At 68.0% G+C, this 14241-nt stretch carries 14 protein-coding genes and 1 pseudogene; 8 read left to right on the forward strand and 7 right to left on the reverse strand.

From position 1 onward, the window contains the following. Positions 1-3 precede the first annotated feature (3 nt). The 3 genes from K307_RS25920 to K307_RS25930 all read right to left on the reverse strand — a co-directional run bounded on the left by K307_RS25920 (position 4) and on the right by K307_RS25930 (position 3417). On the reverse strand, positions 4-732 hold the full coding sequence (locus tag K307_RS25920; RefSeq protein ID WP_042883713.1) for an aspartate/glutamate racemase family protein: 729 nt from the start codon (positions 730-732) through the stop codon (positions 4-6). A 68-nt stretch (positions 733-800) separates the two neighbouring features. Next, on the reverse strand, positions 801-1997 hold the full coding sequence (locus tag K307_RS25925; protein ID WP_042883714.1) for a serine hydrolase domain-containing protein: 1197 nt from the start codon (positions 1995-1997) through the stop codon (positions 801-803). Between the two features lie 121 nt (positions 1998-2118). Further along, positions 2119-3417, reverse strand: a complete 1299-nt coding sequence (locus tag K307_RS25930) for an MFS transporter (protein ID WP_042883715.1) — start codon at positions 3415-3417, stop codon at positions 2119-2121. 188 nt (positions 3418-3605) lie between these two features. Between K307_RS25930 and K307_RS25935 the strand changes: the two genes are divergently transcribed. The 3 genes from K307_RS25935 (at position 3606) to K307_RS25945 (ending at position 6726) form a co-directional block, all read left to right on the forward strand. Further along, on the forward strand, positions 3606-4325 hold the full coding sequence (locus K307_RS25935; RefSeq protein ID WP_230626129.1) for a GntR family transcriptional regulator: 720 nt from the start codon (positions 3606-3608) through the stop codon (positions 4323-4325). A gap of 26 nt (positions 4326-4351) precedes the next feature. Then, positions 4352-5200, forward strand: coding sequence for a fumarylacetoacetate hydrolase family protein (locus tag K307_RS25940; protein ID WP_042883718.1), 849 nt, complete (start codon positions 4352-4354; stop codon positions 5198-5200). A gap of 287 nt (positions 5201-5487) precedes the next feature. Beyond that, on the forward strand, positions 5488-6726 hold the full coding sequence (locus tag K307_RS25945; RefSeq protein ID WP_042883719.1) for a M20 aminoacylase family protein: 1239 nt from the start codon (positions 5488-5490) through the stop codon (positions 6724-6726). A 9-nt stretch (positions 6727-6735) separates the two neighbouring features. On the opposite strand, the gene K307_RS25950 is transcribed toward K307_RS25945, so the two are convergent. After that, on the reverse strand, positions 6736-7608 hold the full coding sequence (locus K307_RS25950; protein ID WP_042883721.1) for an AraC family transcriptional regulator: 873 nt from the start codon (positions 7606-7608) through the stop codon (positions 6736-6738). A 127-nt stretch (positions 7609-7735) separates the two neighbouring features. Between K307_RS25950 and K307_RS25955 the strand changes: the two genes are divergently transcribed. Further along, positions 7736-8971: an MFS transporter gene (locus K307_RS25955; RefSeq protein ID WP_042883723.1), complete on the forward strand. Its 1236-nt coding sequence runs from the start codon at positions 7736-7738 to the stop codon at positions 8969-8971. Between the two features lie 3 nt (positions 8972-8974). Here K307_RS25955 and K307_RS25960 read toward each other — a convergent pair whose 3' ends face one another. Further along, positions 8975-9541 carry a MarR family winged helix-turn-helix transcriptional regulator gene (locus K307_RS25960; protein ID WP_051975191.1) on the reverse strand — a complete coding sequence of 189 codons (567 nt, stop codon included), beginning with the start codon at positions 9539-9541 and terminating at the stop codon, positions 8975-8977. A 107-nt stretch (positions 9542-9648) separates the two neighbouring features. Here K307_RS25960 and K307_RS25965 point away from each other — a divergent pair, with 107 nt between their 5' ends. From K307_RS25965 to K307_RS25975, 3 genes are all read left to right on the forward strand, one after another. Further along, positions 9649-10590, forward strand: a complete 942-nt coding sequence (locus tag K307_RS25965; protein WP_230626131.1) for an EamA family transporter — start codon at positions 9649-9651, stop codon at positions 10588-10590. Positions 10591-10652: 62 nt separating this feature from the next. After that, positions 10653-10958, forward strand: coding sequence for a hypothetical protein (locus K307_RS25970; RefSeq protein ID WP_042883724.1), 306 nt, complete (start codon positions 10653-10655; stop codon positions 10956-10958). 123 nt (positions 10959-11081) lie between these two features. Beyond that, complete coding sequence (locus tag K307_RS25975; RefSeq protein WP_042883726.1) at positions 11082-12074, forward strand: Bug family tripartite tricarboxylate transporter substrate binding protein; 993 nt, start codon at positions 11082-11084, stop codon at positions 12072-12074. Between the two features lie 20 nt (positions 12075-12094). On the opposite strand, the gene K307_RS25980 is transcribed toward K307_RS25975, so the two are convergent. Then, positions 12095-12775 carry a response regulator transcription factor gene (locus K307_RS25980; protein ID WP_042883728.1) on the reverse strand — a complete coding sequence of 227 codons (681 nt, stop codon included), beginning with the start codon at positions 12773-12775 and terminating at the stop codon, positions 12095-12097. Between the two features lie 251 nt (positions 12776-13026). Here K307_RS25980 and K307_RS25985 point away from each other — a divergent pair. Beyond that, positions 13027-13744 (forward strand): annotated as a pseudogene (locus K307_RS25985) (response regulator transcription factor). Between the two features lie 8 nt (positions 13745-13752). Here the strand turns inward: K307_RS25985 and K307_RS49860 are convergent. Further along, the gene (locus tag K307_RS49860) at positions 13753-14241 is read right to left on the reverse strand and encodes a hypothetical protein (RefSeq protein WP_230626132.1); all 489 of its coding nucleotides are present in this window, start codon (positions 14239-14241) and stop codon (positions 13753-13755) included.

Genomic DNA, 14241 nt, shown 5'->3' on the forward strand with positions numbered 1-14241 from the left:
GGCTTACTCCACTTCGCGGAACAGGCGGCCCCAGCCGCGCAGTTCGCGCGTATCGACGCCGCACAGGCGCAGCGACTTCCACACCACGGTGGAGATGGTGTCGTACAGCGGGATGCCGGTTTCGGCCTCGAGCGCCTCGGCCAGGTGCGCGGCACGCAGGTTTGTGCAGAAGGTGGTGATGGCCTGCGGCTTGTGCTGCGCGATGCCGCGCACCATGTCGCGGATGGTGTCTTCCTCGACTTCGGCGAAGCTGTAGTTTACGTGCAGGTCCAGGTGGCTTTCCGCCACGCAGTTGAAGCCGCTGCGCTCGTAGTTGGCGATGATGCGCTGCTGCACGTCGTCCAGGTACGGCGTGGCGAGGCCGAAGTTGCGTGCGCCGGTCTTTTCCAGGATCTCGTTGAGCGCCAGCACCGAGGTGGTGGCGGGGATGCCGGTGGCTTCGGTGATCTGCTTGCACAGCGCTTCATCCTTGTCGAAGCCGAGCCAGCCTGACGAGGTGCCATTCCAGGCGATGACATCGACGCGCGCATCGGCCAGCAGGCTGGCGGCAGCCAGGATCTTGTCGAGATTGAACTGGCCCAGCGCCTGGTCGCGCAGCGAGATCTCGGTCACGGTGAAGCGCGAGAAATGCGCGCTGACATTGGGCAGGCCGGCGACCATCGCGCTGGTGATGGGTTCGAGCGCGGTGTTGGAAGACGGCGTCAGCATGCCGAGTCGGATTTGCTTGGTCATTTCAGTCGTTCTCAGGAGTAGGGCGGGCGCCGCCTTTGGAGCGTATGAGTGCGACGGCGCCTTTGCGTTTATTGTTCGGGTTTGTCGTTGAAGGCCAGGGCGGTGCCGGGCACGCCCTGGCTGGCGCGTGCCAGCTGCAGTTCCTTTTGCAGCGCAGCCTGCCGCGCGGCATCCGGCCTGACGGACTTGCCTGCCTGCAGCGCGGGCAGCACGTACTCATTCACCATGCGCCGGTACAGGTCGAGGTACGCCGCATCGCGCAGGCCGCCTTGCGTGGACATGATGCTGTTCATCACGATCACTGCGTTCTGCTTCGGCAGCACGGTGATGAACTGGCCTTTGTAGCCCATGGCGCTGAACTCGCGTTCGCTCTGCACGATGTTGTTGACCCAGCAGTAGAAGCCGTAGTCCTTCGCCGGACCGGCGGGCGTGGTCATGCGTTCTACCCACGAGGCCGGCACGATCTGCTGGCCGTTCCAGCGGCCCTGGTTCAGCATCAGCATGCCAAGCTTGGCCATGTCGATGGAGCGCAGCCGCAGGCCCCAGCCGCCCGAGACCGCGCCCTTGCCGTCGGCGCCGTCCCAGCGGTAGTGGCTCATGCCGAGCGGGCCGAACAAGCGGGCTTTTGCATACTGGTCTTCAGGCTGCCCGGCGGCTTGCGTGATGGTGGCGCCGACCAGCACGGGGTTGACGTCGATGTAGTCGAACTCGGCGCCAGCCTTGGTGCGCACCGCGGCGGTGGCCGCCACGCGCAGCCGGTCCGGCACGCCGTAGTAGAGCGTGTCGGTGCCTTCCACCAGCTTGTAGGACAGGCCGCTGGACATCGACATCAGATGGCGCAGCTGGATCGCCTGCTTGTCTGCCAGTGCGCTGGCGAGGTCGGGGCGCGCGGCCGCCAGGCGCGGCGCAGGCGAGTCTTCGGCGCTTAGCTTGCCATCGCCGACAAGGGTGCCGACCAGCAGCGCGCTGATGAACTTGGTGACGGAATACAGCTCGTGGTTGTAGTCGCGCGACAGGCCGTCGCCATAGCGCTCGAACACCAGCTTGCCGTCCTTGATGACGAGCAGGCTGCGCACATCGAGCTTGTCGCGGCGGATCCATTCGGACAGTGCAACGAGTTTTGCCGAATCGACGCCGACGGCTTCGGGTTGTGCCGTCGGCAGTCCGTCGCCGACGGGTGCCGAAGATGCCGCCGGTGTGGCATGTGCCTGCGCGGCGCCCAGCACGAGCAAGGCGGCAGCCAGCATACGTGGGAAGCGGGTCATGACATGTCTCCTCCAACGCCGCGCCGGCAGGAGCTGGCGCAGCGTGGGTGGGATGCCTTGCACGAGGCAAGGCATGAGTGGGGGATTTATTGGATGTGCGGGCGGAAGCTGCCGGCCGCGATCAGACCGGGATCTTGGTCTCGTAGTCGATCGCGGTCGATGCCAGCAGCAGACCGACGCCGGCCGCGGCGAAGAACATCAGCGCCAGGAAGTACGAGCCGGTGAACTGCACGATCATGCCGACGATGATCGGCACGGTGATGCCGCCGATATTGCCGCCCAGATTCATCACGCCGCCCAGGAAGCCGATCTTGTTGCGCGTGCCGAGCATCGACGGAACGCACCAGAACAGGCCGCACCAGCGCAGGAAGAACAGCGTCGACGACAGCAGCACGACCACCACGATCGGATCGCTGACGTAGGCCACCGAGAAGATCGAAGCCGTGGCCACCACCGCGGCGATGCCGAACAGCGTGCGCATCACCACATTCGGACGCCCGCCGGCTTCCTTCCACTTGTCGGCGATCCAGCCGCCGATCAGCTCGCCGACGAAGCCGCTGAAGAAGATGATGAAGCTGGCGCCGCCCATCTGCTTGATGTCGAAGCCGTGCACCTTGTTCAGGTAGTTGGGCATCCAGGTCAGCAGGCCGTAGAACACGGTGTTGAAGCACATCCAGCCGATCGCCATGCACCACACCGAGCGGTACTTGAAGAAGTCCAGCGAACGGCCCGACAGGTTGGCCGGTTCGGCGCGGTGCTCGTTGGCCTGCGCTTCCTCGATATAGCGGGCTTCGAGTTCATTGACGCCGCGGTGCTCGCGCGGCGAATTGCGCACGTAATACCACGCCACCACGCCGGCCAGCACGGTGCCCACGCCGGCCACGATAAAGGCCAGCCGCCATGAGCCCAGCGTGGCGATCAGCCACGTGATGATGATGGCGCCGAGCGCCGCGCCCAGCGGCGCACCGCCGTCGAGCAGGGTGGCGCCGCGGCCGCGCTCGTTCTGCGTCATCCAGATCGCGTTGAGCTTGCCGCCGGCCGGATAGATCGGCGCCTCGGCGGCCCCGAGCCCGAGCCGGGTCAGCAGCAGCGCGGTGGCGTTGGTGGTGAAGGCTGCGATCGCCTGGGCAATGCCCCAGAACACGGTGGCGCAGGCGATCACGATGCGCGGCTTGTACTTGTCGGCCAGCATGCCGCCCGGCACCTGCATCAGCGCATAGGTCCAGAAGAACGAACTGAGGATCAGGCCCTGCATGGTGGGGCTGAGGTCGAACTCCTTCGCGATCAGCGGCATCGCCACCGAGAGCGAGGCGCGATCGATGTAGTTGATCGCGATGAGGAACAGCATCATCAAAAAAATCTTCCAGCGCACGGAGGTCTTGGCCTCCGTAAGCACTGTCGCCCGGCTTGTCGATTGCATGGCGGCGTCTCCTTCTTTGGTCCGTGGATGGGCAGTTTTAATAGTCGTGTCGCGCAACAGGTCGGAGTATAAGATACGTAATCTGTAATTACAACGAGTGTAAGTTATTGATTTTGCTATGTTGCGCATGCACAATTTCGGGCTGTGGTAGCCTTGCTGTGGTGCATTTCCCCATTCTGGTGACGTCCGTGACACAAACACTTTCAAAAACCACGCGCCTGCGCACGCTCGGCATGTCGGCTGAAATTGCCGTGCGGCTGCGCACGATGATCGAAGAGGGCGAACTGCCGCCCGGCGCGCGGATCGACGAACGGGCCTTCTGCGAGGCCTTCGATGTCTCCAAGACGCCACTGCGCGAGGCGCTCAAGGTGCTGGTGTCCGAGGGGCTCGTGCTGCACCGGCAGTACATCGGCTACCGCGTGGCGCCGCTGGACCTGGACGAGCTGCGCGCCACCTTCGAAACCCTGCACGGGCTGGAGGCGCTGGCCGGCGAGTTGGCGGCGCAGCGGCTCGGCGACGCCGCCATGACCAAGCTCGAGCGGCGCCACCAGGCGATGATCGGCGCGCATGCCGCGGGCCGGCGCACCGACTATTTCCGCATCAACCAGGAAATCCACCAGCTCATCATCGACGGTGCCGCCAACCCGGTGCTGGCCGGCGTCTACGCCACGCTGATGAGCAAGGTGCACCGCGCGCGCGGCGCCGCCAATGCGGATATGCTGCGCTGGCAGGAGTCGCATGAGGAACACGAGGCCATCATGGCGGCGCTGCGCGAGCCCGGCCGGCCGCGCCTGGCGCAGGTGCTGCGCCACCATTCCGAGAACACCGCGAAAGAGGTGCTGAGCGTGGTGGCGCGCTCGCTGGCGGAGGCCGGCGCGCGCGACGCCAGCCTCAAGCAAACCGCCTGAACAACCCCCTGAAGAAGACAACGACGATGAAACTGGTTCGAGTAGGCAACCCCGGCGCCGAGCGTCCGGGCATGATCGATGCGCAAGGCCGCGTGCGCGACCTGTCCGGCGTGGTGGGCGAGATCGGCGCGGCGCAACTGGCGCCGGCGGCGCTGGAAGCGCTGGCAAACGTGGACCCGGCGTCGCTGCCGGTGATCGACGACGCGCGCTTTGGCGTGCCCTGGACGGGTATCGGCAAGATCGTGGCGATTGGCCTGAACTATGCCGACCACGCCGCCGAGGCCGGCATGCCGCTGCCGGCCGAGCCGATCGTGTTCCTGAAGGCCAACAGCTCGCTGAACGGCCCCAACGACGCGGTGATGCTGCCATTCGGCTCGGAGAAGACCGACTGGGAAGTGGAGCTGGGTGTGGTCATCGGCACCACCGCGCGCAATGTCTCGCGCGAAGAGGCGCTGAACCACGTGGCCGGCTACTGCGTGGTCAATGACGTGTCCGAGCGCGAGTTCCAGATCGAGCGCGGCGGCACCTGGGACAAGGGCAAGGGCTGCGACACCTTCTGCCCGGCCGGCCCGTGGCTGGTGACGCGCGACGAGGTGGCCGACCCGCAGGCGCTGGGCCTGTGGCTGGAGGTCAACGGCGAGCGCGTGCAGAAGGGCACCACCGCCACCATGGTCTTCGACGTGGCGACCGTGGTCAGCTATGTCAGCCGCTTCATGACGCTGCTGCCAGGCGACCTGATCGCGACCGGCACGCCGCCGGGCGTGGGCATGGGCTTCAAGCCGCCGCGCTTCCTGAAGGCCGGCGACACCATGCGGCTCGGTGTGGACGGGCTGGGCGTGCAGACGCAGAAGGTGGTGGCGTACGGCGAGCGGTAGGGCAGGCGGGGACAGCGCCGCGCGTGCTCGTCATGCGCTGGCGTTGGCAAAGACGCGCGTTTCGAACGGGAAGAAGGGCCTCGGAAGTCGGTTGCAGAAGGTTCCCCGTCGAAACGCTTTCACACAAAGCGTTTGGTTTCCACACAAAGCGTACGATTAGGGCAACAGTTCCGGTGCCCCAAACGGCCGAATTACATCGATTTACAGGAAATCACACACTTGGCGTTTCGCTCGCGTTTTCTGCGTGAAATACTGTTTATACAGGTTTCGCCAGAGAGCAAAACATCATGTCCGAGCACGCCCCCGAGATCGAGTCTTACCTCGGCACCACTCTGAAGTCCTCTCCCCTGATGCGCCAGTACTGCGCGCTGACCGACACCCTGGACAGCCGCGCGGAACTCGAAGCCATCCGGCGCAATATCCACCAGAATCCCGAACTCGCCTTCGACGAAGTCCGTACTTCCGGCCTGGTCGCCAGCCTGCTGGAGACCTGGGGCTTCACGGTCACGCGCGCGGTGGGCGGCACCGGCGTGGTCGGCACGCTCAAGTGCGGGCAGGGCGGGCGAAGCGTCGGCATCCGCGCCGACATGGATGCGCTGCCGATTTATGAGCGCAGCGGGCTGCCTTACGCCAGCGTCAATGAGGGCCGCATGCACGCCTGCGGGCACGATGGCCACACCGCGATCCTGCTGGGCGCGGCCAAGCAGCTGGCGCGCACGCGCAACTTCGACGGCACGGTGCACCTGATCTTCCAGCCGGCCGAGGAAATCGGCGCGGGCGGCGGCGCCGAGCGCATGCTGGCCGACGGCCTGTTCGAGCGTTTCCCGTGCGACGCGATCTTCGGGCTGCACAACCATCCGGGCATGGAGCAGGGCAACTTCCTGTTCCGCTCTGGCCCGTTCATGGCGGCCTGCGACACGGTCACCATCACCATCCGCGGCAAGGGCGGCCACGCGGCGCGCCCGCATCAGTCGATCGACCCGATCCTGGTGGCCGGCAGCCTGGTGATGGCGCTGCAGTCGGTGGTGGCGCGCTATGTCGACCCGAACGAGACCGCGGTAGTGACCATCGGCACGCTGCACGCTGGCCACGCGCCCAATGTGATCCCCGACAGCGCGCGCATGGAAATCAGCGTGCGCTCGTTCAGCCCGGAAGTGCGCGCCTCGCTGGAGAACCGCATCCGCCAGCTCGCCACCGCGCATGCCGAGGGCTATGGCGCGATGGCCGAGATCGACTATGTGCGCGGCTACCCGGTGCTGGTCAACAGCGAGCGCGAAACCGAGTTCGCGCGGCAGGTGGCCGAGGAACTGGTCGGCGCCGACAAGGTGGTGGGGCAGGCCGCACGCATTGCGGGCAGCGAGGACTTTGCCTACTTCCTGCAGGAGCGCCCGGGTTGCTTCGTGCGTCTGGGCAACGGCGCCAACCAGCCGCTGCTGCATAACGCGGGCTATGACTTCAACGACGAGAACCTGACCGTTGGTGCGGCTTACTGGACGCGGCTGGTGGAACGGTACCTGGGCCGCTAACGCCCCCGGTCAGCGAAAGAACACGCTCGGCGGCACGCCGAACTGCCGCCTGAACATCGTCGCAAAGGCGCTCGGGCTCTCGTAGCCGAGGTCGAGCGCCACGTCCACCACCTTGCTTCCGGCCGCCAGCTTCTCCAGCGCGGCCAGCAGCCGCGCCTGCTGGCGCCACTGCCCGAAGGTCATCCCCGTCTCCCTCGCAAAGCGCCGCTGGATGGTTTTCGGATCGACGCCCAGCCGCTCGCCCCAGTCCGCCAGCGTCAGCGCGGTATCGGGCGTACTCACGATCGCATCGCAGATCTGCCGCAAGCCGTCGTCCGTCGGGCGCGGCAAGTGCAGCGGCAGCGACGGCACCAGCATCACTTCATCGAGCAGCAGCCGCATCAGGCGCGCGTCGCGCGTATCGGGCGCGTAGGGCAGGGGGATGTCGATCGCTGCCAAGATCAGCTCGCGCAGCAGCGGCGAGATGCCGAGCACGGTGCAGCGCTGCGGCAGGTCGGGCGCGGCATCGGGGCGGATATAGGCGGTGCGCATCTGCACCCGGCCGACCATGCGGATCCAGTGCATGGTGCCGCCCGGCATCCACATGCCGCGCGTGGGTGGCACGATCCACTGGCCTTCGTCGGTGGAGACCACCATCACGCCGTGCACCGCGTGGATCAGCTGGGCGTGCGGATGCTGGTGCGGCTTGGTCACCTCGCCGGGCAGGTAGTCGGCGGCCATCGCGGCGACCGGCATCGGGCCGCGGTCATAGCGGGCGTAGCGCGGGGGATTGGAGTAGGTGTCGCCCTGCGTGGTGACAGGGGGTACAGGCTGGTCCCGGACGCGCCGGCGGCGGCTGGTGTCGGCCGGAGCGAGGGCCGTGTGACGAGGGGCGCGCTGCATGTCCTTTTCTCCAAGGTTGCGGCCCCATTCTCGCAGGACAGGCGCACCGACGCCAGCTAGCATCGGGACTTGTCTTCTCCATGGCCGGCGCCCCCGCTGGCCGCTTTCCGTCCGTCGAGAGCCGCCAATGAGCACAACCATCGACTCCGCGCCGACCGGCGCATCAGCTTCCCCCACGCTCGCGCAGGCCGAACGCACCGGATTCCGCGTGCTGTCGGCGATCAGCTTCGCCCACTTCCTCAACGACATGATCCAGTCGTTGATCCTGGCGATCTACCCGATGCTCAAGGGCGGCTTCAACCTGAGCTTCACCCAGATCGGGCTGCTGACCATGACTTACCAGGTCACCGCGTCGCTGCTGCAGCCGGTCGTCGGCCTGTACACCGACAAGCATCCGAAGCCGCATTCGCTGGCGATCGCGATGGCCTTCACGCTGGCGGGCCTGCTGCTGCTGTCGGTGGCGCCGAGCTACGGCGTGCTGCTGGTGGCCGCGGCGCTGGTCGGGACCGGCTCGTCGATCTTCCACCCGGAGTCGTCGCGCGTGGCGCGCATGGCCTCGGGCGGGCAGCACGGGCTGGCGCAGTCGATCTTCCAGGTGGGCGGCAACGGCGGCAGCGCCATGGGCCCGCTGCTGGCCGCGCTGATCGTGCACCAGCAGGCCAGCCTTGCGTGGTTCTCGCTGGCGGCGCTGGTGGGCATCGTGGTGCTGTGGCGCATCGGCGGCTGGTATGCGCGCCAGTTGGCGCACGTCGCGCGCAAGCGCAAGGCCGCGGGCGCGGTGGCAAACCCGGTGCCGACGCGCGTGGTGGTGCGCGCGATGGTAGTGCTGATGGTGCTGGTGTTCTCCAAGTACTTCTACATGGCCAGCCTGACCTCGTACTACACCTTCTACCTGATGGAGCGCTTCGCGCTGGCGCGGCAGGACGCGCAGTTGCACCTGTTCATGTTCCTGTTCGCGGTGGCCGCCGGCACCATCCTGGGCGGGCCGATCGGCGACCGCATCGGCCGCAAGCGCGTGATCTGGGCATCGATCCTGGGCGTGGCGCCGTTCACGCTGGTGCTGCCGCACGTGGGCCTGTTCTGGACCGGCGTGCTGACCTTCATCATCGGCTTTATCCTGGCCTCGGCGTTCTCGGCGATCCTGGTGTTCGCGCAGGAGCTGATCCCCGGCAAGGTCGGCACGGTGTCGGGGCTGTTCTTCGGCTTTGCCTTCGGCATGGGCGGCATCGGCGCCGCGGTGCTGGGCGGGCTGGCGGATACGCACGGCATCCGTGCGGTGTATGAGTACTGCGCGTACCTGCCGCTGCTGGGGCTGCTGACGGTGTTCCTGCCGGACCTGCGCGAGCGCGCGCAGCGGGCCTGAGGCTCAGGCCTTATTGTCTTCGCCGCTACCGGCCGGTGGCGGCTCGAACTGGCGCAGCCAGCGCCGCAGCAGCGCGGCGAGCTGGGCCTGCTCCGCGGCGGTCAGGCTTTCCAGCAGCCGGTGCTCGTTGGCGACGTGCAGTTCGACCGCATGGTCGACGCGCTTGCGCCCGTCATCGGTCAGCGCCACCAGCAAGCCGCGGCGGTCGTCCGGGTTGGGCCGGCGCTGCACCAGGCCGGCACGCTCCAGGTGGTCGAGGCGGTTGGTCATCGTGCCCGAGGTGATCATCAGCGAGCCGATCAGCGCCCCCGGCGACAGCGCAAACGGCGGCCCGGCGCGCCGCAGCGTCGCCAGCACATCGAATTCCCACGGCGACAACCCCGTTACCGTCAGCGCGGCTTCGATCGCGCGCCCGGTATGGCGGTTGAGCCGGGCCAGCCGGCCAATCACGCCCATCGGCGAGGCGTCCAGGTCCGGACGCTCACGGGCCCATTGCACGAGAATGCCATCGACGTGGTCCGGGGTTTGATCCGGCGTTTCAGCGGGCTGGGGTTTGCGGCGGGAAGGCATCGGGCGCAGCGTGCGGGAAGCAGGCGAGTTGCGATAAGACTGAAGTATCTTGACATCAAACAATCCGCTTCGTAAAGTGGATTTATCTTGATATCAAGAAACTTGAGATGAAGACGAACCAGCCGGCATCCTCCGCAGCGCCCCAGCACGCGCCACGCGCGTCGTCCGCGGGCGGCGTTGCGCTGCGTGACATCCTGCTGACGGGGCTCGCTCCTGCGATCTGGGGCAGTACCTACCTGGTCACCAGCGAATGGCTGCCGCCGGGGCAGCCGCTGCTGTCGGGCGTGATCCGGGCGCTGCCGGCAGGCCTGGCGATGCTGGCATTCGGCCGCGCGTTGCCGCAGGGCAGCTGGTGGTGGCGCGCCGCGGTGCTGGGCGTGCTCAATATCGGCTTCTTCCAGGCGATGCTGTTTATCGCCGCGTACCGGCTACCCGGCGGCGTGGCGGCCACGGTCGGCGCGATCCAGCCGCTGATCGTGGTGGCGCTGGCGTGGGCGTGGCTGGGTGCGCGCCCGCGCAACGCGGCGTGGCTGGCCGGCGTGGGCGGGTTGCTGGGCGTGGCGCTGCTGGTGCTGGGGCCGGCGGCGCGGCTCGATGCCATCGGCGTGGCGGCGGCGGCGGCCGGCGCGGTGTCGATGGCGGTGGGTACGGTGCTGACGCGGCGCTGGCAGCCGCCGGTCTCGCCACTGGTGCTGACCGCCTGGCAACTGTGCGCGGGCGGGCTGTTCCTGCTGCCGTTCGCGCTGGCGCTGGAACCGCTGCCGGGGCAGTTCACGCTGGCCAACTGGCTGGGCTATGCGTGGCTGAGCATCGTCGGCGCCGGCTTCAGCTATGCGCTGTGGTTCCGCGGCGTCGGCCGCATGCCGTCGTCGGCGGTGTCGGCGCTGGGCCTGCTGAGCCCCGTCAGCGCCACCGTGCTCGGCTTCCTGGTGCTGGGGCAGGCGCTGACGCCGGTGCAGGCGGCCGGTGCGCTGCTGGTGCTGGCCAGCGTCTGGCTGGGGCAGCGCGCGGCAGTACCGGCGGCGATGGCGCGTGCGCGGACGGCCTGATCCGCGCAGCCGATCCCGCATGGCCCGCCGCCGGCTGCTTTCGGGAGACGTTTTGCGGCATCATGGCGGGCATGAAGTCCGCCGTGCCCCCGCTCCCGATGTCGCCGCCCTCATCACCGCAGCCTGCCGCCCCTGCCACGCCCGCCTGCGAGCGTTGCCTGGAACTGGCGGCCGACCCGCGCCGGCGTGAGCCGCCGGCCTGCCTGGCCCTGCGCGGCACGGCGCCGCTGGTCAGCCAGAGCGCGGCCGGCGTGCCGTTCAGCATGTTGACCTTTGCCTGCCGCGACTGCGGCACGGTATGGCGGCTGTATGACCGGGCCAATGAGCTTTTTGTCTCGTGGGTGCCCGAGCGGCCGCTGGTGCGCTGACTGTGCGCTGACGGTGCGTTGAGCACGCAACTGATCGGCTAAGATAGCGGCTGCCTCGAGCCAGCGCGGCACGTTGCAGTCGCGCCAGGCGATCTACCGAATTTTTCCCGCATTTCCGACCTCATGCTCTTCCCTTTCCGCCCGACCTTGCTGGCCGCGACTTGTGCCGCCGGCCTGCTGGCTGCCGCCCTGCCCGCCGCCGCAGCAGCAGCCGATAACTACCCCAGCCGCCCGATCCGCCTGATCGTCGCCTACCCGACCGGTGGCATCAGCGACACCGTGGCGCGCGCGCTGGGCGAGCGGCTGTCGGCGCAGATGGGTACCTCCGTGGTGGTCGAGAACAAGGCCGGTGCCGGCGGCAGCATCGGCATCGATGCGGTGGCCAAGGCCGCGCCGGACGGCTATACGCTTGGGTTTTCGTCGACCAGCCCGCTGACGCTCAATCCGCATGTCGGGCACGTCAACTACGATCCGCAGAAGGACGTGGCGCCGGTGATGAGCGTGATGTACTCGCCGGTGCTGGTGGTTGCCACCAACAACTTCAGCGGCAAGGGCTTTGCCGATGTGGTCAGCCAGGCCAGTGCCAAGCCCGGCTCGGTGCGCTGGGCAACCTCGGGCCTGGGCACGGTCGGCCATGTGGTGCTGGAGCAGATCCGGCAGAAGTCGAAGGCCGATATCACGCTGATTCCGTACAAGGGCGCGGGCCAGCAGATGAACGATGCGCTCGGCGGCCAGTTCGAGGTGATGAGCACCAACGCCAGCCCGGTGCTGACGCAGCATATGCAGGCCGGCCGCCTGCGCGCGTTGGCCGTGGGCGCGCCGAAACGGCTGGAGAGCCTGCCGTCGGTGCCGACGCTGGCCGAACTCGGCTATCCCAAGGCCAACCTGACTTCCACCTTCGGCGTGTTCGCGCCGGGCAAGACGCCGGCGGCCATCATCAACCGCCTGAACGCCGAGCTGAACAAGGCGCTGGCCGAGCCGGAGGTCCATGAGCGCCTGCTCAAGGGCGGCGAAGTGCCCACCGGCGGTACGCCGGCGCAGTTCGCCAAGGCCATCCGCGAGGAGTACGCGGAGAACGCCCGCATCGTGAAGGAAGCTGGCATCAAGGCCGACTGAGGCAGCACGGGCAGCACGGCTCAAGCCGCATCGAGCCGGCTGCCGAGCTCATACACCGACGACAGCCGCACGCCGTTGTGCGGCCACAGCGCCAGCTTGGTACGCACGCGCGACAGGTGGCTGTCGACCGTGCGCGAGGCCGGGTCCACGTGGTAGCGCCAGACCTGGTCGACCATGGCCTGGCGCAGCACCAGCGAACCCAGGTTGCGGAATAGCAGTACCGCGAGGTCGAATTCCTTGGGCGCCAGCAGCACCGGCTTGCCGTGTACCCACACCCGCCGCTCCGCGGTGGCAAAGCGGAAGGCGCCATGCGTGAGGTCGCAGGCCTCGCCCGCCAGGCGCGTGCGGCGCAACAACGCCAGCACGCTCGCGGCCAGCTCGCCCGTGCGCAGCGGCTTGGGCAGGTAGCTGTCGGCGCCCTGGGCCAGGCAGGACACCACAAAGGCCTCTTCAGTCGAGGCGCCGGCCAGCATCACCGGCACCTTATGGCCGTGTGTGCGTCGCACCCACGCCAGCACTTCCAGCGCCGGAATCCCCGGCGTATCGCAATCGAGCATCAAGAGGTCGAACGACCTGCTGCGCAGCGCGCCGATCATCGAGCGGCCGCTGAGGTAGCGCGTGCACTGGTGGCCGCCCAGTCGCAGGGTCTGTTGGGTGCTGACGGCAAGGGTCGAGTCCGCCTGCAGCGCGGCGATCTTCACGGGCGTGGCTCCTGCGCGGGCGCATCGGAATGCGCGCATGGAAAAGAATTGCAAGACAGCGCGGACCGTCGCGGCCCGCAGCGAAGCCCACGGTAGGAGCGGCCTGCTGAGGCGAGAAGTAAAAGATTGTTGAAGATCGAGTTTGAGTTCTTTCCTATTCGTGTGCCTGCGCACGCGGTCTTAAATGAGCCGCTACGGCCCGGCGGCCACGGGACGCCAACCGGCCGGGCAAGCGCCGTCGGAGACAACATATGGGAAAGCGAATTGCATCGCTTGAGGACGCGCCCGCGGATGCGGCGCTGATCCGCCAGGTCATAGCCAGCGCCGGGCATGAATGCGTGAGCTTCGGCGAAAGCCGGCGCCTGCTGCTGGCGCTGCGCGACGCCGGTTTCGACCTGCTGCTGCTGGACTGGCAGATGCCGGACCTGTCCGGGCGCGAGGTGCTCGCCTGGGTGCGCACCCATCTCGACCGGCGCGTGCCGGTGATGTTCCTGACCTGCCGCGATGCCGAGCACGACATCGTCAACGCGCTGACGGGCGGCGCCGACGACTACATGGTCAAGCCGGTGCGCCAGGCCGAACTGGCCGCGCGCATCGAGTGCCTGCTGCGGCGCGCCTGCCCCGCCTACCTGGCGCCGCATGCGCCGCTGCGGCTCGGCGACTACGCCTTCGACTGCGCCACCCGCAAGGCCACCTGCAACGGCCACCCGGTCGGGCTGACACCCAAGGAGATTCGACCTGGCGGTGCTGCTGTTCCGCAACGAGGGGCGCATTGTCACACGCGACCACATCACCGCCGCGGTCTGGGGCCGCGAGATCTCGCCGATGTCGCGCACCATCGATACCCATGTGTCGCGCGGGCGCAGCAAGCTGGACCTGCATACCGCGCATGACTTGCGGCTGACGCCGGTCTACACGCATGGCTATCGGCTGGAGCGCACCGGCAGCGCCGGGCTTGCTGCCGCATGAGGCCGGGTCTACTGCGCGGCGCCGGGCTGGGCGCTGTATTGTGCGCGGGCGCGCACTGGCTGCTCCGGCGCAGGGGCGTTGCAGCGCCTGCTCGCCGACCGGACGCCGGCGTGCGCGATCCCGGCGCCGTGCGCGACATGGTGCTGCATGTGCTCGGCCACAACCTGCGCGAGCCCCATGCCTCGCTGCTGGCCTGGCTGGCACTGCGCCGCACCCAGGCGCAGGCCGACGCGGCGCTGCTGGCACAGGTCGACGGCCATGCGCGCCGCTCGCTGCGGCATATCGATGCGCTGAACCGGCTGCTGCGCGAAACCCGCCACCTCTATCACATGCGTCGCCTGGGCATGGAAACCCTGCTCGATGAAGCGCTGGACCGTGTCTGGGACGCCGCCGGCGAGGCCGGTATCCGGCTGGACCGGCGGGGGGCGCCTGCCGCGCATCGGCGGCGACCACGCCATGCTGGTGCAAACGCTGGAATGGCTGCTTTCGTGCGCCAT

It is taken from the genome of Cupriavidus necator A5-1 (assembly GCF_000744095.1).
GTDB lineage: Bacteria > Pseudomonadota > Gammaproteobacteria > Burkholderiales > Burkholderiaceae > Cupriavidus > Cupriavidus necator_A.